Here is a 19,757-nt window from a genome sequence, read left to right as displayed (position 1 = left end):
GCCTGCTGTTGCCGCTCCTGCCGTCAGTGCTCCATCCGGCGCCGCAGTCGCCGACCTGCCTTTCAAGGCCTCCGACGCCATCGGCGTGCTCATGGCCTACTCCGCCAAGGTGCGCCTCGACCAGATCGGCAGCACCGACACCACCGATACCCTGACCAACGGCGTCTCCTCTCGCCGTAACCAGCTGCTCATGGACATCAGCTCCGAGCTGGGTGTGGCCAGCGTGGACGGTGCCGCCGAAGCAACGCTGGTACAGCTTGCACAAATCGTCAACAAGGCCGCTCCGAACTACAAGCCGTTCGGTGCCGTGCTCTCCGAGGCTCTGCGTGACCGTCTGCGCTCGCTGTTCGGCGCCGCCGGCGTCAAGCAGCAGTACATTCGCGACCGTGTGACCAACGTCTGGCAGCTCGGCGAAGGCTGGGTGGCCAGCGTGCTCGCCGCACTGCTGCTCGATACCCGTGAGGGTGCCAGCTCCCGTGGCGGCGACTTGGCCAAGCTGCCGACCGCAGCCGTGCAGTCCAAGGCCGAAGCCGATAAGCTCATCGATGCCGCCGTGCAGGCTGTCGCCCAGCTCAAGGGTGTTTCCGTTGCCCTGCCGTCCGCTGGCGGTGCGGCCGGTGGCGCTGTGGTTGATTCCGCGGCCCTTGACGCGTTCGCCGAAAAGGTCACCGGTTCCAACGGTGTACTCGCCGCCACCGCACGGTTCGTGCTGAACGAACTAGGTGTGGCCGCTCCGGTTCCCGAGGAGGGTGACGACGAGAACGCCGCTGTGGTGGCTGCCGTCGAAGCCGAGCTCGGCTCCGATTGGCCGAAGCAGGTCGAGCCGCGCTTCGATGCCAACAAGGCCATTCTCTTCGACGATCGTTGGGCCTCTGCCCGCGAGGATTTGGCGCGCGCTTACTACAACCGTGATGCCTCCGCGCTCGCCGGCAGCTTCATCGGCCTCGGCAAGACCATCGCCGACGAAGCTACTTGGTTCGCTGACCGTGCAGACAATGACGAGCTCAAGGCCGCCTTCCAGAAGGTCGCGTCCGAGGCTCTCGAATCAATTGCTGCCGACGCTGCCGTCTCTCGCTTCGCCAACGACATCGCCATCGTGACCGGCGTAAGCCCGAACTCCATCGCCGCTCAGGTGGTGGAAGGCCTGCTTGCCGGCGGTGCCACCGTGGTGGCAACCTCTCATAGCTTCAAGCCGTCCGTCAAGGCATGGGCCAAGCAGGCGTACCGTGAGCACGCCACCGGCAACGCCAAGCTGTGGTTGGTTCCGGCCAACCTCTCCAGCTATCGCGATGTGGACGCGCTGGTCGACTGGGTGGGCCACGAACAGAAGAAGACCTCCGGTGCCACCACGACCATCCTGAAGCCCGCGTGGGAACCGACTCTGTTCTTCCCATTTGCCGCTCCGCCGGTGCACGGCACCTTGGCGGACGCCGGCGACCTGTTCGAATCCCAGGCGCGACTCATGCTCTGGGGCGTGGAACGCGCAATCGCAGGCCTGGCCAAGATCGGTGCCGACACCAACGTGCAGCACAAGCTGCATGTGGTGCTGCCCGGCTCCCCGAACCGCGGCGTTTTCGGCGGTGACGGTGCCTACGGCGAAGTCAAGTCCGCCTTCGATGCCGTGGTCAACCGTGCCCGCGCCGAGCGCGATGCTTGGGCCGGCCGCGTGACCTTCGCCCATCCGAAGATCGGCTGGGTGCGTGGCACCGGCCTGATGGGCGGCAACGATCCACTGGTCAACGTGGTGGAACGTCACGGCATCCACACCTATTCCACTGCTCAGATCGCCGCCAAGCTGCTCGACCTGTGCACCGCGGAATCTCGTGCGGAAGCCGTCAAGGCGCCGCTCGATGTGGACCTGACCGGTGGCCTCGGCTCCGAGCCCATCGACATCAAGGCCCTTCGCGCGGAGGCTCAAGCCGATGCAGAAAAAGAGTTGACTGCCGCCAACACTGCATCTTCTGAGAAGGATGAGCACAGCGCCGCAGGCTCCGTATTGAAGGCCCTGCCTACGCCAATCGTCACCAAGCAGGCCGCAGTCAACCTTGCCGACTGGCAGGGTGTCACCGCGAAGCCGGAAGACGAAATCGTCATCGTGTCCATCGGTGAACTTGGTCCGTGGGGTTCCGGCCGCACGCGTGCCGAAGCCGAGCTGGGCATCCATTCGGACGGCGAAGTCGACCTGAGTGCTGGTGCAATCCTCGAACTGGCTTGGAACATGGGCCTGCTGACTTGGCAGGATAGCCCGAAGCCAGGCTGGTACGACACCGACGGCAATCTGGTGCCCGAAGAGGACATCGCTGAGCGTTATCACGACGAGGTTGTGGCCCGCTCCGGCATCCGTCCGTTCGAGGAAGGCATGGGCAACGACTACAAGGATGGTGCCGACGAGGAGGAGGCCGAGGTCTTCCTGGACCACGACGTCACCTTCTCCGTGCCGAGCCGCGAAGTCGCTGAAGAGTACGTCAAGTTGGACGCCAAGCACACCACCATCGCTCCGGACGTCGAATCCGGCGAATGGAATGTGACCCGCCACGCCGGCTCGATGATTCGCGTGCCTCGCCGCGCCACGATGACCCGCACGGTCGGCGGCCAGTTCCCGAAGGGCTTCGACCCGACCCGCTGGGGCATCCCGGCTTCGATGGTCGGCGACGTGGACAAGATCGCACTGTGGAACATCGTCACTACGGTGGACGCCTACCTCAACGCAGGCTTCACCCCGGCCGAGATTCTGCAGTCGATCCATCCGTCGCTGGTCGCATCCACACAGGGCACCGGCTTCGGCGGCATGGCCTCGATGCGCAAGCTCTACCTCGACCGCTTCCTGAACCACGAGATTCCGACCGACATCCTGCAGGAAGCCCTGCCGAACGTGGTGGCCGCGCACGTGATGCAGTCCTACATCGGCGGCTACGGCAACATGATTCAGCCGGTTTCCGCCTGTGCCACCGCCGCAGTCTCCTTGGAAGAGGGCGTTGATAAAATCGCCCTCGGCAAGGCTGACTTCGTGGTCACCGGTGCGATTGACGACATCGGTGTGGAATCCGTGATCGGCTTCGGCAACATGAACGCCACCGCCAACTCCGCCGAAATGTACGGTAAGGGCATCGACGCGCGCTTCTTCAGCCGTGCGAATGACCGTCGCCGTGGCGGCTTCCTGGAATCCCAGGGTGGCGGCACGATCCTCGTGACCCGTGGCGATATCGCGCTGAAGCTGGGCCTGCCGGTAGCAGCTGTGGTCGGCTTCATCCACAGCTATGCCGACGGTGCACACACCTCGATCCCGGCTCCAGGTCTCGGCGCTTTGGCTGCAGGCCTCGGCGGACGCAAGTCCAAGCTGGTGCATGATCTGGCAGCGCTGGGTGTTTCCGCGGACGATATCGCCGTGGTTTCCAAGCACGACACCTCCACGAACGCCAACGATCCGAACGAATCTGAGCTGCACAACACGCTGGCCCATGCCATTGGCCGCACGGACGGCAACCCGCTGTTCGTCATCTCCCAGAAGACGCTCACCGGCCACGCCAAGGGCGGTGCCTGCATCTTCCAGGTCAACGGCTTGACTCAGTTGTTCAAGTCCGGTGTGATTCCGGCGAACGCGTCGCTCGACTGCGTCGACCCGAAGCTACAACGCGACGACCATATGGTGTGGTTGCGTAAGCCGCTGCGTATCGGTGGCGGTGAAGACCAGTTCGGTCGAGAGACCGCTGGCCACCCGGTCAAGGCCGGCCTCGCCACCTCGCTCGGCTTCGGACATGTCTCCGGCTTCGTGGCACTGGTCCACCCCGGTGCCTTCGAGGCCGCCGTGGCCAAGACCGATGGTGAAGAGGCTCTGGCCAAGTGGCGTGAACGCGCCAACGAGCGCCTCGCCGCCGGCCAGCGCCACCTCGAGGAAGGCATGATGGGTCGCGCCGCGCTCTATGAGCCGATCGACAACCGTCGCTTCCACGAGGACCATCGTGGCTACGACCACCATGAAGTCGAAAAGGCGATGCTCCTGAATCCTGATGCTCGCCTTGATGAGTCCGGCTACTACGAAGCCTGACTCAGTCGGCTCCCATCAGGATTCCTTCGCGGGGCACCTGTGGTGTGCCCCGCTCACTTCGCCTACGGGATGCCCACTGGGCATCCCGCTTAACGGCTCAACCCGACGCCCGTCTCGGCGCCGACGGCTTCTACGAAGCCTGACCTTTTTACTCGGCTTCCCTTGTCAGGGGGCTGGCGGCGCAGCCGACTGAGGGGTAGTAGAGTCACAAAAGGGTTGGAGCACACGGATTTCCGTGTGCTCCAACCCTTTCTGCGTTACAAGGGGTTGATTTCCACTTTCGGGAACATCTATCTGCGTTACGAGGGGTTCCTAATCCGCGAGATCGCGAGTATTAATGGCGTTCCTGCAACGTCATTCCGCCGTTTTGGGGCTGTCGCTACTCGGATAGGTACCCCTCGTAACGCAGATAGACCTCCGGCAACCCGCAAATCAACCCCTCGTAACCGAGATACGCGATATATCGCTGCGAAGGTGCCGCTTAGTCCTACGAAAGATATAACTGGCTGAGACAATAAAGATATGAGCATTTATGGGTTGGGTCACGACGTAGTCGACATCGCCGCATTCGCCGAGCAGCTCACCGAGCCGGGCACCTGCATGCGTGCGCTGTTCTCCGTGCGCGAGCTGCGCCAAGCTGCCGAACGTGCGCGCGTGAAAAACGATGGCGAGGCCGTGCATCTGGCCGTCAAGTGGGCCGGCAAGGAAGCGTTCCTCAAAGCATGGTGTGAGGCACTGGGGGAGAAGCCCTACCCATTTACGTTGGATGATTTCCCGTGGCGTGAAGTGGAAATCCTCGATGATTCGCGCGGAGTGCCGCATGTGATGCTGGCAGGCGAAGTCGCGCAGGTCTTCCAAACTAATTACACGGGTTCGATTCCCGTCGTCCATATTTCCTTAAGTCATGATGGCCCGATCGCCTCGGCTGTGGTCGTGCTTTCCGATTGATGCGTGTGCCGCTGAAACCTTGAAATTCCCCGGTGTGTCGCATGTGCCGATGTCGAACCGGTTCGATACTATAGGCATCAACGTCAAACGGTTGACGCGGGCAAAAGAATGGGACGAAGGAGTTTCCGATGGCTCAGGGTAACCAATCGGTAGAAGAAGCAACCACCGCAGCCAAGACCAAGACTGCAAAATCAGATAAGGCGACTACGCGATCGGCAACAAAGCGTGCGACTGCAACCAAGCCGAAGCGCCACACCCCAAGCCCGGTCTTCCTTTCCCGCCTCGAAGCCCACAAGGCCGAGCTCGAAAGCCTCTTCATGAGCCTGTATGGCGAGCGCGCAACCGCCACCGAAGACTTCAATGCGCTCCTCGAATCCATGGCCACCGCCTACGCCGACCGCCCGACCGACCTGAAGCGCCTCGACAAGACCCGCGAAGCCGATCCCGAATGGTACAAGCGCGGCGACATGTTCGGCATGACCATGTACACCGACCTCTTCGCCGGCGACCTCAAGAAACTCGCTGACAAGATCCCATACCTGAAGGAGCAGAAGCTCACCTATCTTCACCTGATGCCGCTGCTGCAGATGCCGCACCCGAACAACGATGGCGGCTACGCGGTCGAGGACTTCGACAACGTGGATCCGAAGCTCGGCGCCAATGAGGACCTCGCCGCGCTCGCCAAGAAGCTGCGCCGCGCCGGCATCAGCCTGTGCATCGACTTCGTGATGAACCACACCGCCTCCACCCATCGCTGGGCCAAGGCCGCTCAGGCCGGTGACCCGGAGTACCAGGACTACTACTTCTGCTACGACGACCGCACGGTTCCGGACGAGTACGACGCCCACGTGCCGCAGGTCTTCCCGAACACCGCCCCCGGCAACTTCACCTATAACGAGCAGATGGGCAAGTGGGTCATGACCCAGTTCTACCCGTTCCAGTGGGATCTGAACTACCGCAACCCCAAGGTGCTCGTCGCCATGATGGGCTCCGTGATGCATCTCGCCAACCTCGGTGTGGAGGTCTTCCGCATCGACGCTGTGCCGTACATCTGGAAGGAGCTCGGCACCAACTGCCGTAACCTGCCGCAGGTGCACACCATCGTGCGCATGCTGCGCATCATTTTGGAATGCGTCTGCCCGGCGGTCGTCTTGAAGGGCGAAGTGGTGATGGCCCCCAAGGAGCTCGCCGCCTACTTCGGCACCCCAGAAGCCCCCGAGTGCCACATGCTCTACAACGTCTCCATCATGGTGAACCTGTGGAGTGCGCTCGCCAGCCGCGACGTGCGCCTGCTCAAGAACCAGATTGACCAGTTCGACGCCCTGCCCGACAACTGCTGGTTCGTCAACTACCTGCGCTGCCATGACGACATCGGCTGGGGTCTTGACGAGGATGTGGAACGCTACCTCGACATCGACCCGCTCAAGCACAAGGAATTCCTGTACCACTTCTACGAGGGTGCGGTTCCCGGCAGCTGGTCGATGGGCGAGCTCTACAACTACGACGAAGCCACCCGCGACGCCCGCAGCTGCGGTACCACTGCATCTCTCACCGGCATCGAAAAGGCCATCATCACCCACGACAAGCCGCTGTACGAGACCTCCATCAAGCGCGACCTGCTGATGCACCAGACCATGGCATTCCTGCGTGGATTCCCGATGCTCAACTGCGGTGACGAGATCGGTCAGCTCAATGGCTGGGATTACAAGGATGATCCCGATCGCGTGGAGGACAGCCGCAACTTGCACCGCAGCAAGTTCGATTGGGACAAGGCCGCACTGCGCAAGAAGGCCGGCACGCTCCAGAATCGACTGTTCAAGGGCATGGAAGGCCTGCGCGAAGAGCGCCACGACCCCTGCTTCGCCCCGGACGCCTGGGTCTCCACTTGGGACACTTTCAACGACGCCGTGCTCGCCGTGGTCCGCAAAGTCGATGACGCTGTGCTGGTCGGCCTGTTCAACTTCTCCGAACTCGAGCAGCACGTCCACCTGAACCCGGGTGCCGATGAGCAGGGCGACGCCGTGATCAAGGAGTCGCTCGAGGCCGACCTCGCCCCGTACGAGGCCCGCTCCATCCACCTGTGATGTAGACGCTGCTCACATGGGCTTGCCGCTTTCGGTGATTTGTGTATAATGTCTCAAGTCGCCAAAAGCGACGCCCTACACGCGGATGTAGCTCAATGGTAGAGCCTCAGTCTTCCAAACTGATTACGCGGGTTCGATTCCCGTCATCCGCTCCAGCTGATAAGGCCGGAAACTCATGGATTTCATGGGTTTCCGGCCTTTATCGTTGTTGCCGCACTGCAACTGATCGCCATCGTGCATTCAAGCTCAACAATGAATTTACAAGCCGCCTGATGTCATGATGTAGACAGTTTCGATATTATTCATCCTCGAATATCGAGGGTATGACTTCGGCTTTATTGCAATCTTTATAGATTACAAGGGGGATATCTATACCTCCTATTGGGGTGTACGCATCATTGCAAAGCCGCAATTAGCCTCGCTCACAAAGGCATGTAGTGTGCCGCGATGTATCTGCGCAGCACATGCCGAACGTGTTTGGCGAGGAGAGCTCGATGAAGAAGATTGCGCAATGGCTTAACGCTGTTTTGGCCATGGCTGCGAAAGGCGGCAAACGGCTTGCGGCCATCGTTGTCGCTGTAGCGATGGCAGGTGTTTTGGCTGCTGTGAGTTCACCAGCTTTGGCTAATCAGGCAGCTGGTCAATCGTTAGTCAAGACTGGTGATTCGTTTACGCAGAAGCAGACTAAAGAGACTGCCGAAGCCGCCGCGCTGCGTCCAGCCGCTGACGAGAAGGCTGCCGCTGACACTGATCTCGGTGCTCCCGCCCATCGCAAATACATCAAGTACAACAATGACGGCACTTACTGGCTGAGCCTGGACGTGACCGGTGCCTCCCGTGCCAGCACCGAAGAGAAACGCGAGCCCGCCGACGTGGTGCTGGTGATGGATAGCTCCGGCAGTATGTCATCGTGCACCGATTCGGAATATAACGAAATTACAAAGGCGTGGGAGTGCAAAGCGTATGCAAACCCCTCTCGTTGGGATATCGCGAAAGCTGCGGCATCGTCTCTGGCTCAGAAACTCTTGACTGTCGACAATGCTGCATTGCCTGTTGATCAGCAGGTGCAGATGTCTGTGGTTGATTTCGACACCAAATCAACAATTGAGAACCTCGGCGGTGGCCAATGGAGCACCTCGGCTCAGGATGTCATTAACTCATTCGATTCCATGGACGTGAGCTATGAGAATGGTGGTGGTACGAATTGGGAAGCAGCCCTCGACAATGCAAATCTGCTGCAAACCAATCGCACTGGTGCACATAAGTACATTGTGTTCGTCTCCGATGGTGCTCCAACGTTCCGCAACAGTTCCATGAATACGGATTGCGGCATGGTAGCCGAAGGTAAGTCTACATATGGCGATTGTGATTACTACGACGGCAAAAATCATAGGCCTGTGGAACATGTTTACGGAACGGGTCTGCCTGATCACGACTACAAGAATTACAATTTCAATGCTGCCGTCAGCGCCGCGGGCAGGCGCAATGGCGCAGTGTTATATGCGGTGAGCACGGGTTCCGAAGCCAACACGAAGATGAAGGATTTCGCCGATACGATTGAGCCAAAAGGCACCTTCTTCGACGGCACCGATGCCACAAAGCTGGCGAATGCCTTTGATGCCATCATCCAACATATCATCACTAATTCGAAGTATCAGGATGTGCTCATCAAGGACACCTTGTCCGGCTATGCGGTGAGCACTGACAATCTTGGCGGCACAGGCGTATCAATAGAGGCTTCCGCTCGCGATGTAAATGGCGACGATGTGACGACGACGGATGCAGCTGCCCAAACGATGCAGCCAACCTATAATCAGCAAACCAAGCAGCTGGAATTGAACTTCCCGCAGGGCACTGTGCTCAGTCCAAACGTCACCTACACGGTTTCGATCAAACTCAAGCCTTCTGACGAGGCGTACCAATACTTCATCGACCATTCCGGCCAATATCCAAGCATTGGCGACCAAGGCACCGATGCGGAAGGCAACACCACCAGCTCCGGCAAGCCTGGTTTCTACTCGAATGCGGATAACGCCGATGGTTCCACTACCGCAAACGTTCTCTACAAAACAGTGACGCAGGTCGAGGGACAGGATCCTGTGGTCAGTGAGCAGAAAAGTGCCGCCTATGACCGCCCGGTCATTCAGGTCAATGTGCCAAGCCTGACGCTTACGAAGGCCGTAGACAATACGAACGCCGGTTCATTTGGCGCGAAGCCGTCCGACTGGTCGCTGTCCGCGACGAAGAACAGTGGAACATACGGCATCCAATCGGCTGTGCCGGCCGGCGATGTCACTACTGAAAGCACAGTGACGAAGCAGTCCATAGCTAAGACCCTGCTTGCCCCCGGAACCTACACCCTGGGCGAGGCGCCTAATGAAAACTCCACGTACCAGTACTTCGGCGGATATTCCGCCGGCGATTGGTCATGCGTGGACGAGCAAGGCAATGCTGTCAAAGTCACCAAACGTACAGACGGCACGCAGACCATGAACCTGCAGCAAGGTGCGAACGTCACCTGCACAGTGACCAACACCGCCAAGCCGGGTGCCATCCAATGGCAGAAGGTCGATCAGAGCAACCAGTCCAAGACTTTGCCTGGCTCCGAATGGACTCTCACCGCTAAGGATGCTGCTGCAGCAGGTTTCGACAGCAAGACCGTGATGGATGACGGCACCGACGATGCCGCTGCCGGCAATCCTGACAATCTCAAGGTCACCGGCCTCAAGTGGGGCGAATACACGCTCGAAGAGACCAAAGCGCCGAACGGTTATGCCAAGTCCGCCCAGACCTATGACGTCAAGGTGCTGCCGGCAGGTGATTCTTCCACTGATCCGGAATTCACGGTGAACGCCGGCAAGATCACCAACAAGCTTCTGGCAGTTTCCCGGTTGCCGCTTACCGGTGGCACCATGGGCCGTCAATGGCTGATCGCAGGTGCCGGTGGTCTGGGCTTCGCGATGCTTGTCGCGGCGGCCGGACACATCATCTGGCGCAAGCGGCAGCTGGTCTGAGGCAATAGCCGGATCGCTGAGTTCCCCGCCACATTACAGATTTGCGGATCGCGAAGGCCTCATGTTTGGGGGGCTGGAGCCTCCGCGATTGCAAGAACAAACCTGCTGATGGAGCACTCCACCAGCAAAAGAAGTAATAAGGAAGAGAGGATTTCTCATGAAGATGAGGAAGCTTTTCGCGGGCGTTGCCGCTATGGCCACCCTGCTCGGTGGCCTGGCCTTCGGCGCCACCACCGCTAATGCGGCCACCAACCCTGGCATCAAAGTGAACAATTCGCAGGCAGGCCACACTTACACCGCGTACAAGTTCGCTGATTTGAAGCTGATTAAGGGCACCACGCAGGATCAAGTTGAAGTGACCACCGCAAGCGGTTGGCGCGATCAGCTGACCATCGGCGGCTTCAACAACACGATCAAGAACGTTGCCAAGAACGTCAAGCAGGATGGTCAGTATGACTCGAAGTGGTAGACTTATTATGAGGACAACGCTGCGGCGTTCGTAAGCACGCTCGGCCAGGATCAGCTTCGTGACTTCGCCAACAAGCTGACTGCTGTGGCGAAGGCGCAGGATGAAACCGCTGGTTCCGTTGCCGGTGCCGCTGCGAACGCTGCGGATAAGACTGTGACGCTCGACGTGCCACAGGGCTGGTACCTCGTGACCGATACCACCACTGACAAGGACGGCAAGACCGTGTCCGGTGGTGCCTCCGCCATCGTGGCAACCATCGTCGATAACAATACGAACTATGAATTCCCGGTGGTTAACACTGACCTGACTCAGAAGAATCCTAGTGACCCGAATGGTGGTCTGATTCTTGTGACCGGTCAGGTCAACGCCAAGCACGCCGACAACAACGTGCCAACCAAGACGTCTGACAAGGACGATCAGGGTACCGTCGGCTATGGCGACACTGTGAACTACACCATCAGCGAGCAGATTGCCGATACGAGGAACTATGATGCCGACCACCCGCTGTCCCTGTACATCAAGGATGTGGCTTCCAAGGGTCTGGCGGTGCCGGCCTCTGCCAACGATTTCACTGTGTTCTACGATGCCAACAACAATGGCAAGCTCGATGGTAACGAAACCAGGCTCACGGCCGACACGGACTACGTCCTCTACTCCCAGACTGGAGGCCAGACCAAGGGCACCACTACCGTCATCAAGGTCAACAACGTAGCTGGCAAGGATGGGCAGACTTTGGTCGTTCGCTATACCGCTACTGTCACCGAAGATGCCGCTTTCGATGGCGTGACCAACACGGTTTCCGTGGGCAACGACAACCAGAACTGGGTCGATGGCACTCCGAACAAGCTCAATACCACCGAAGTCAAGTTCCAGAAGATTGGCGTCGATTCCGATGTGCTCGGTTTGAATGGTGCACAGTTTGTACTCAGCACCAAGGATGGTGTCACTGGCAACGGTCAGGCTATGAACTACTACAAGTGGTTCGACAAGGTGAACGACTGGGAGACCACCGGCCATTGGGGTTTCGTTACCAAGGATCAGGCCACCCGCTTCGACAGCAAGACGCTGACTAATGCCGATGGCAACCTCACCAAGGGTGTGGTGTCGTTCCAGGGTCTGCCTGCAGGCACGTACACCGTTGAAGAGGTCGTTGCCCCCAACGGCTACTCCAGCCAGTTCCTTCCGACGTTTGAGGTCACCATCAACAAGGACGGCTCCGCGACCTTCTCCAAGGACAAGCTCGGACTGGTCACTCCGTCCACCGATCCGAACAAGCTCACTACCGTGAAGAACGTCAAGTCCATTACGCAGCTGCCGCTCACCGGTGCTGCCGGTACCGCACTGTTCGTGGTCATCGCCGCTCTGCTTGCTGGCGCCGGCGTGACCGTGTTCGCCAAGTCCCATTCCACCAAGCACGCTCTTGAAGCCTGAGCTTGACACTTGCTCGTAATTGAGTAATACCGAAGTCGACCTGAGAAATCAGGCCGGCTTTTTGCTTATATAAACATGATTCATAGAAGGGGAAATTCATGATGCATGAAATCAATATGAGTGCTACTGAAGCATGTAGATTGTTGCATGAATGCTATCGATCGTATCCTGCTCCAGCGAAAATATATCCTGGAGAAATCATATATCAGGATGCCTTAAGCACATTTAGCGATGATCCGGAATCTGATGATTCTCAAATAATAAGTCGGATTGCATACGCTCTTCATATTGCAACAGATGACATAGATATTATTGCTCCTTTGCAGAACGAAGATCCTAGAACTTTATTAAAAAGCTATCGCATGTGGAAAAGCAATCTTATTACATATGTCAATAAGGTGATAGCGAAGCATTGTTTCTTTGCTGCATATGATCATAGTGAAATCGATGATGATGATACTTTGCATATGATATTTATGGCAATTGATGCAAAGTCGCCAGCATTTTGTCAGGCTATTCCGGCGCAGCAGTCTGAGACAGAAAAAAGGTTAATTAAAAGAAGCCAGCTGAGCGAGATTACGAATGTGGATGTCTCCTTAAATCGTGATTATCCAGGAGCTGATAATTACTATCGAACGTATTGGGGACGCCGCCGTAACATTGATCGGCAGCATAAGGCTGTAGTCGGTGGAGATATCCGTCCGAATGCATTTGATGATGTAGATATTTACACCATTGATGTGGTTCCTGATTCGCCTCAAAGCATGCCGGTCTGGGCGCGGCGCAAGGATGTGCGTAGCCGTTGGTTTATAATCTGCACTAATTATCTTCCTGTGGCCGATTTATCTCGTAAGGATAGAGCTAAGTACTCCAACGAGTGCATTGGTGATAGTAGCGGGTTGCGCACAGTGCAGAGCCCAGACTATACGTATCTAAATCATGGGATCATCAATAGTAAGTATGCAGTGCATTTGGGGCTTGCACAGGTTCAACAGTATTTTGTTGGGACTAATCCAAAAGGAAGGGAGAAGCTTCCACTCGCTCCTGTTGGAATATACCGTTTGCCTGTTCAGCTGTCTAATCGACTGTCATGGCTAATGGATCCAACACCATATGTCACTCGTATTGATATTGGAAACAGCGAGGATAGCGAGAATAAATCTGAGAACGTTTCCTCACGCATCGTGAAGGCTGTGAATACTAGCAATGCTATTGATGGTGAGAATGGTTCACAGAATGTTGAGACATTGCTGACGAGACATGGTTCGGTGCTGCGTATGGCCGTTAATGGGAATAATGCTGGTGGAGGACATGCTGTGCCTGCTCCTGCTGTGCCGACTGCGTCAGATCAACAGGTAGCTCAATTATTGAGCGGGCTGCCTGCCGTTGAACAAATGGTGGTATTTGACGTCGGACAAGGGCAGTGCGTTGGTTTGCTTGATGCGAATGGTGTGCCTTGTGCGTATTTTGATGTTGGATTGGGCAGTAATGAAACTAAAAAACCTAAATATTGTACTTGTAATGAACCTCTTATCATTTTGTCTAGTTGGGATGAAGATCATTGGTTAGGAATTAGCGCGGAACCTAAGTTACTAAGTCTTTCATGGATTGTCCCCCAGCAGCCTGCCACGAAAAAAGGACAAGCCAGCTATGCAAAATTAATGGGTACAATTGGCGTTAACAATGGTGCGAATGTTTACAATTTGAGTTCGACGTTGCCGGCACTATGTGTTGTTGACCTGAATAACTCGAGCAATGCATCGAATGATCAGGAAAAGCTTATTATTTGTGAAACGGCTCATACAAAGCCGGGTAATAAGAATCAATCTATTAAAAGCACCAATGATGTTGGGGTTGTAATTGCTGTGGCGAATTCCTCTAAGAAGGCTGTTTGGCTACTTGTGGCTGATGCAGGCTATCATACAGTGCAAAGGGAATTCAACCAGCTGCAAGTAGGCACATTGAAAGCTGGAAAGCCTTCGGTTCTGTCTTTCCAGGCATCGAGTAAAAAGTCCTTCCTTAAATTCATTAGACAGTACGGTGAAATTGTTGCAATGACGGCATCCCATCATGGTGCAAGATTATCCGCATCGAGTAATAAGCCTCCCACTCGTCGTGCGGATGAATACGCTCGATTGCTGTTTTCATTCGGAACAACGACCAAGGGCAATAGTCAGTATGGGCACCCGTCTAATGCCGCTATTGAAAAGTACCGTACGGCTGGGTGGAAACTGACTGGAGAAGGATGGCCAATTGTTCGGCGCAAGGAGGGAGATTTCTTATCGACCAATTTGCCTGTCGATATCAATGGCATTGCCTCTTTACCCGTGGATAATAACGGGTATGCGACTTCTCCCTCTACTCATAGCAAAGTAGCGCAGGGCCGTTCTGCGATTGCCGCCGGATGGGATCAGCCTGCACCGTATAAGGGAACTGAACACTTGTTTGTAAAACATGCGATTGAGGGGATTCTTTCATAATGCGATTCGTGCCCCGCAACTGCAAAATCCCCAATTTTGCAGTTGCGTGGCACTCGTTTGTGGCACGCGAGTGCAAAATCGCTTGAATTGCATTTGTGCGGCACGGTTTTCGGCAGAAATTGATTATTTTCACTAGTGCAGAGTGCCCCGCAACCGCATTTTGGCTGTTTTTGCAGTTGCGTGGCACTCGATTTCCTTATTTGTGCTCTATTTCGCATTAATCACACTGCGTCAGTGCTCCTCGCCAAGGAAAATCGGGGATAAAACTGCCTCTTCACGGGGTTACAACGGTCTGTAACCTACTGACTACTATCCCGAACTGTGGCACGTGCTGTTTATTCGTAGCCTTCCGAGTGCAAGTAAGGGATGATAATGGCCAGTGGTGGCGGCGGGGTATTTAGCCCCGAGGAAATTGAGTATCTGAAGTCTTTGCCGTCGGTAGCGGGAGCCACCTCGAAACGCATAACCTATACCGATGAATTCAAGCGGTACTGCATAATTCATTACAATCAGGGGGACGTCGCCTGTGCGCATGTTCCGAGAAGCTGGGCTTGACCCCGCGCTAATCGGCTATAAGCGTATCGAGCAGTGTATTGCGCGTTGGCGTGAACAGCAGGACGAGATACTGCAGGCAGGATCGGATACGTCAAACCCTAAAAATGGCCCTGGGGGGGGGGGAATCCTCATCGCCAGTTTTCCGGGCAATACGTGGCGCAAGCAGTCTCGATAACGATATTCCAAACAGCGATTTGCGTGACTTACTGATTTCTCAGCAAGTTCGACGCATCGATGAACTGGAGCGTCAAGTAGACATGCTGGAAGCGTTGCTGCATACGGAGCAGAATAAGAAACAAGCCAGCGGATCAGCTGTAAACAACACCACAGATAATGCAGATAATACTGCTTCGTCTGCGGAATGAGCTGGACGGTATCAGCGCCGGCTGGACTGACGGCACGCTAAGATAGTCACCGCAATCAAACTGCAACGAATAATGGGTGAGGCGGTGCATGAACAAGGAACCCAACGAGGCTATCGAAGTGGTGGGCGGCAAAGTGGAGACCGTTGAGGTGTCCAAGCACCCCGAGGCTTCGATTCCGGTCAGCGACCTGTCGTTGGCGGACATCGAACGTCGGCGCTCGCATCCGGTGCGCTGGGCGGCCATCATCGTGGGCGTGCTGGCGGCGATCATCGCACCGTATTGGTTCGGCCGCACGCTGGCTGTCAACAATACCGACGCCATCATCTCCATGTTCAATGGCGTCGCGCCGCAGGGCATCGCGTTGATCGGCTGGGTGGCCGTGGTAATCACCTATGTGGGTCTGGCTATGGCGGTGGTCGTCTCGCCATCCTGGCCATGGCTGATTGTATTCGTGCTAGGCCTCGCCTTTGAGCAATTCATCGCGGGCCTGAGCATGCTCAACCTGAACTTCTGGTACTCCACTTATGTGGTGTATGGCGATCAGTCGGCCTTGGCCAACGCCGCAAATCTCGGCATTCTGGCTGCTGCCATCGGCATCGCCGTATACGCCGTGATTTTCGTGGGACTGCTGGTCATCATCAAGAAAAGCTCGCCGCTCAACGTACTCACAAAAAGCTGGGCAAGCTTCATTCTGTACTTTGCGATTGAGGCGTTGGCATTGTTCGTCGTACTGTTCGGCGGTCTGCTGACTGCAGTGTGAGTACTTGCGCAGTCCGCACCCTGCCGTAAAGTATCCATTTGGCGTGATTTCGCCCGCGGATAGAGAGCGTTTCGAGCGAGCCCGCACGGAACACCGCGCAACGACACAATTAAGGAGGATGCCGTGGCACTGACGGCTGAAGAGAAGACCCAGATTATCAACGAGTACGCAACGCACGAAGGTGACACCGGTTCCCCCGAGGTTCAGGTTGCCCTCCTGTCCAAGCGTATCTCCGACCTGACCGAGCACCTGAAGCAGCACAAGCACGACCATCACTCCCGTCGTGGTATGCAGCTCATGATTGGTGATCGTCGTCGTCTGCTTGACTACCTCAAGGGCGTTGACATCAACCGTTACCGCTCCCTCATCGAGCGTCTGGGTCTGCGTCGATAATTTCAGACTTCCGCCCGAGTGCCTAAAATGGTGCTCGGGCGTTTTGCATATCGCCAGCCAACGGCAACAACAGCAAGAGGGTTAGAGGATAGGCCGCAAACAAGCACTGCGCTACGTTCAAACAAGTCAAGCCAAGTGCCGATGTTCAGATAGGTAAGGCCGAAAAGAGAACCCGAATGAATGGGTTGACACGAGGAAACGGTGGCCAAGGGGCCAGCCGAAACAAGGTATGTGACGTCCGCTGAAGAGGACATGCGGCTTTGAAGCCGCAACTGTATGTAGGAATAACAGATAAGTAAAAAGGAGGAACCCTATGGAGGGTCCCGAAATCAAGGCCGTTGAGGCCGTAATCGACAATGGATCGTTCGGTAAGCGCACGCTGCGCTTCGAGACCGGCCGCCTTGCACAGCAGGCCGATGGTGCTGTGGCCGCCTACCTCGACGACGATTCGATGATTCTGTCCACCACCACCGCTGGCTCCAGCCCGAAGGAGAACTACGACTTCTTCCCGCTGACCGTCGACGTGGAAGAGAAGATGTACGCAGCCGGCAAGATCCCGGGCTCCTTCTTCCGCCGTGAAGGCCGCCCGAGCTCCGAGGCCATCCTCGCCTGCCGTATCATCGACCGCCCGCTGCGCCCGCTGTTCCCGCACACTCTGCGCAACGAAGTGCAGGTTGTCGAGACTGTGCTTGCTGTGAACCCGGATGATGCTTACGACGTCATCGCCCTGAACGCCGCTTCCGCCTCCACCATGATCTCCGGTCTGCCGTTCTCCGGCCCGGTTTCCGGTGTGCGTCTGGCTCTGATCGACGGCCAGTGGGTCGCCTTCCCGCGCTGGAGCGAGCGTGAACGCGCTGTGTTCGAGATCGTGGTCGCTGGCCGCGTGATTGAGAACGGCGACGTCGCCATCGCCATGATCGAAGCCGGTGCCGGCAAGAACGCATGGCACTTGATCTACGACGAGGGCCAGACCAAGCCGGACGAGACCGTTGTGGCTCAGGGCCTCGAGGCCGCCAAGCCGTTCATCAAGGTGATCTGCGAGGCTCAGAACGAGCTCAAGGAGAAGGCCGCCAAGGAAACCAAGGAATTCGAGCTCTTCCCAGAGTACACCGACGAGCTGTACTCCCGTATCGACGAAATCGCTCACAAGGATCTGGACGAGGCCCTCTCCATCGCCGAGAAGCTGCCGCGTCAGGACCGCATCCACGAGATCAAGGAACACGTGCGCGAGGTGCTCGCCAACGAGTTCCCGGAGCTGGATGACGCCGAGAAGGACAAGGAACTCGGCAACGCTTTCAAGGAGCTGCAGCGCCAGATCGTGCGCCGCCGCATCCTGACCCAGGACTACCGCATCGACGGCCGTGGCCTGCGCGACATCCGTACCCTGTCCGCCGAAGTGGACATCGTGCCTCGCGTGCACGGCTCCGCCCTGTTCCAGCGCGGCGAAACCCAGATTCTGGGCGTCACCACTCTGAACATGCTCAAGATGGAGCAGCAGATCGACGCACTGTCCGGCCCGCAGTCCAAGCGCTACATGCACAACTACGAGATGCCGCCGTACTCCACCGGTGAGACCGGCCGCGTCGGCTCCCCGAAGCGCCGCGAAATCGGCCACGGCGCCCTCGCCGAGAAGGCTCTTGTGCCGGTGCTCCCGAGCCGCGAAGAGTTCCCGTACGCCATTCGCCAGGTCTCCGAGGCCATTGGCTCCAACGGTTCCACCTCCATGGGTTCCGTGTGCGCCTCCACCCTGTCCCTGCTCGCTGCCGGTGTGCCGCTGAAGGCTCCGGTTGCCGGCATCGCCATGGGCCTGGTCTCCGGTGATGTTGATGGCAAGCACATCTACAAGACCCTGACCGATATTCTGGGCGCTGAGGATGCCTTCGGCGACATGGACTTCAAGGTGGCTGGCACCTCCGAGTTCATCACCGCCCTGCAGCTCGACACCAAGCTCGACGGTATTCCGGCTGACATCCTGGCTGCCGCTCTGCAGCAGGCTAAGGAAGCTCGCACCACCATCCTCGAGGTCATCAACGAGTGCATCGACGGTCCGGCTGAGATGAGCGAATACGCTCCGCGCATCATCACCACCACCGTTCCGGTTGAGAAGATCGGTGAGGTCATCGGCCCGAAGGGCAAGATGATCAACCAGATCCAGGAAGATACTGGTGCTGAGATCGCCATTGAGGATGACGGTACCGTCTTCATCTCCTCCGAGGGTGGCGAGGCCGCTGAGAAGGCCAAGCAGATCATCGACTCCATCGCCAACCCGCACGTGCCTCAGGCCGGCGAGACCTACAACGGCAAGGTCGTCAAGACCACGTCCTTCGGTGCTTTCGTGAACCTCACCCCGGGCACCGACGGCCTGCTGCACATCTCCCAGATCCGCAACCTCGCCAACGGTGAGCGCATCGACTCCGTGGAGGACGTGCTCAAGGAAGGCGACAACGTCGAGGTCGTCGTGCAGGGCGTCGACGATCGTGGCAAGATTTCCCTAGCCATCCCGGGCTTCGAAGATCAGGACAACAACGCCGGTTCCCGCGGCGGTTCTCGTTCCGAGCGCGGCGACCGTGATGATCGCCGTGGCAGCTCCCGTGGTTCCCGCGATGATCGCCGCCGTGGCGGCCGTGGCGGTCGCGACTTCGATCGCGATGACCATGATTTCGACCGTGACGATCGTGATGATGATCGTCCGCGCCGCCGTCGCCCGGTCGACCACGATGACCGCGACTTCGATGACGATTACGATGATCGTCCGCGCCGCCGTCGCTCCGCTGACCGTGATGATCGCGACTTCGATCGTGATGATGATCGTGATGACGATCGTCGTGGTGGCCGTAATGGCCGCGGCCGCGGTTTCGATCGCGATGATCGTGATGATCGTGATGATGATCGTCCGCGTCGCCGTCGCTCCTCCGATCGTGGTGATCGTTTCGATCGCGATGACCGTCGTTCCTCCGGCCGTGGTGGCCGTGGCCGCGGCTCCGACCGCAACCCGCGCTACGCCACCGACGACAACTACGACGACTACCGCGCCGATCGCGAAGAGCGTTCCGAGCGTCCGCGTCGTCGCGTCCGTCGCGACTTCGATCCGTTCGAGGACTGAGATCCTCGGAAAGACCTTTCGCAGTGATTACGGCATCCGCTGAAATCACTCACGCATGTTGATGCGTACTCGTCTCAGCTAGGGGACAGCCTGATTGGGCTGTCCCCTTC

The 19,757-nt window shown here is 57.5% G+C and carries 10 protein-coding genes, 1 tRNA gene and 2 pseudogenes; all 13 read left to right on the top strand.

Going from position 1 to position 19,757, the window contains the following annotated elements; all coding sequences use genetic code 11:
- Window positions 1–19: 19 nt before the first annotated feature.
- A pseudogene (locus CSQ86_RS10135) lies at window positions 20–4,045 on the top strand (beta-ketoacyl synthase N-terminal-like domain-containing protein); the annotation flags it as partial.
- A 522-nt stretch (window positions 4,046–4,567) separates the two neighbouring features.
- The gene (locus CSQ86_RS08305) at window positions 4,568–4,993 is read left to right on the top strand and encodes a holo-ACP synthase (RefSeq protein WP_165773812.1); all 426 of its coding nucleotides are present in this window, start codon (window positions 4,568–4,570) and stop codon (window positions 4,991–4,993) included.
- 128 nt (window positions 4,994–5,121) lie between these two features.
- Window positions 5,122–7,077 (top strand): alpha-amylase family protein, encoded by a 1,956-nt coding sequence (locus tag CSQ86_RS08300; RefSeq protein ID WP_100494641.1) that lies wholly within the window; start codon window positions 5,122–5,124, stop codon window positions 7,075–7,077.
- Window positions 7,078–7,158: 81 nt separating this feature from the next.
- Window positions 7,159–7,232: transfer RNA gene (locus CSQ86_RS08295), tRNA-Gly, on the top strand.
- A 339-nt stretch (window positions 7,233–7,571) separates the two neighbouring features.
- On the top strand, window positions 7,572–10,091 hold the full coding sequence (locus CSQ86_RS08290; protein ID WP_165773811.1) for a DUF7604 domain-containing protein: 2,520 nt from the start codon (window positions 7,572–7,574) through the stop codon (window positions 10,089–10,091).
- Between the two features lie 157 nt (window positions 10,092–10,248).
- On the top strand, window positions 10,249–10,560 hold the full coding sequence (locus tag CSQ86_RS09925) for a hypothetical protein (protein ID WP_214379549.1): 312 nt from the start codon (window positions 10,249–10,251) through the stop codon (window positions 10,558–10,560).
- Window positions 10,561–10,644: 84 nt separating this feature from the next.
- Window positions 10,645–11,991: a SpaA isopeptide-forming pilin-related protein gene (locus tag CSQ86_RS08280; protein ID WP_165773810.1), complete on the top strand. Its 1,347-nt coding sequence runs from the start codon at window positions 10,645–10,647 to the stop codon at window positions 11,989–11,991.
- A 98-nt stretch (window positions 11,992–12,089) separates the two neighbouring features.
- The gene (locus CSQ86_RS08275) at window positions 12,090–14,471 is read left to right on the top strand and encodes a hypothetical protein (RefSeq protein WP_100494637.1); all 2,382 of its coding nucleotides are present in this window, start codon (window positions 12,090–12,092) and stop codon (window positions 14,469–14,471) included.
- A 366-nt stretch (window positions 14,472–14,837) separates the two neighbouring features.
- Window positions 14,838–15,085, top strand: a pseudogene (locus tag CSQ86_RS10025) (hypothetical protein); the annotation flags it as partial.
- Window positions 15,086–15,220: 135 nt separating this feature from the next.
- Complete coding sequence (locus CSQ86_RS10020; RefSeq protein WP_207761569.1) at window positions 15,221–15,391, top strand: hypothetical protein; 171 nt, start codon at window positions 15,221–15,223, stop codon at window positions 15,389–15,391.
- A gap of 88 nt (window positions 15,392–15,479) precedes the next feature.
- The gene (locus tag CSQ86_RS08265; RefSeq protein ID WP_100494636.1) at window positions 15,480–16,151 is read left to right on the top strand and encodes a hypothetical protein; all 672 of its coding nucleotides are present in this window, start codon (window positions 15,480–15,482) and stop codon (window positions 16,149–16,151) included.
- 123 nt (window positions 16,152–16,274) lie between these two features.
- Window positions 16,275–16,544 (top strand): 30S ribosomal protein S15, encoded by a 270-nt coding sequence (rpsO, locus tag CSQ86_RS08260; RefSeq protein ID WP_044089619.1) that lies wholly within the window; start codon window positions 16,275–16,277, stop codon window positions 16,542–16,544.
- A gap of 313 nt (window positions 16,545–16,857) precedes the next feature.
- Complete coding sequence (locus tag CSQ86_RS08250) at window positions 16,858–19,647, top strand: polyribonucleotide nucleotidyltransferase (protein ID WP_100494634.1); 2,790 nt, start codon at window positions 16,858–16,860, stop codon at window positions 19,645–19,647.
- Window positions 19,648–19,757: the final 110 nt, after the last annotated feature.

The organism is Bifidobacterium felsineum (genome assembly GCF_002802915.1).
Classification (GTDB): domain Bacteria; phylum Actinomycetota; class Actinomycetes; order Actinomycetales; family Bifidobacteriaceae; genus Bifidobacterium; species Bifidobacterium felsineum.
Note: the sequence above shows the minus strand (reverse complement) of the source record. Positions and strands in the feature narration are given on the sequence as shown.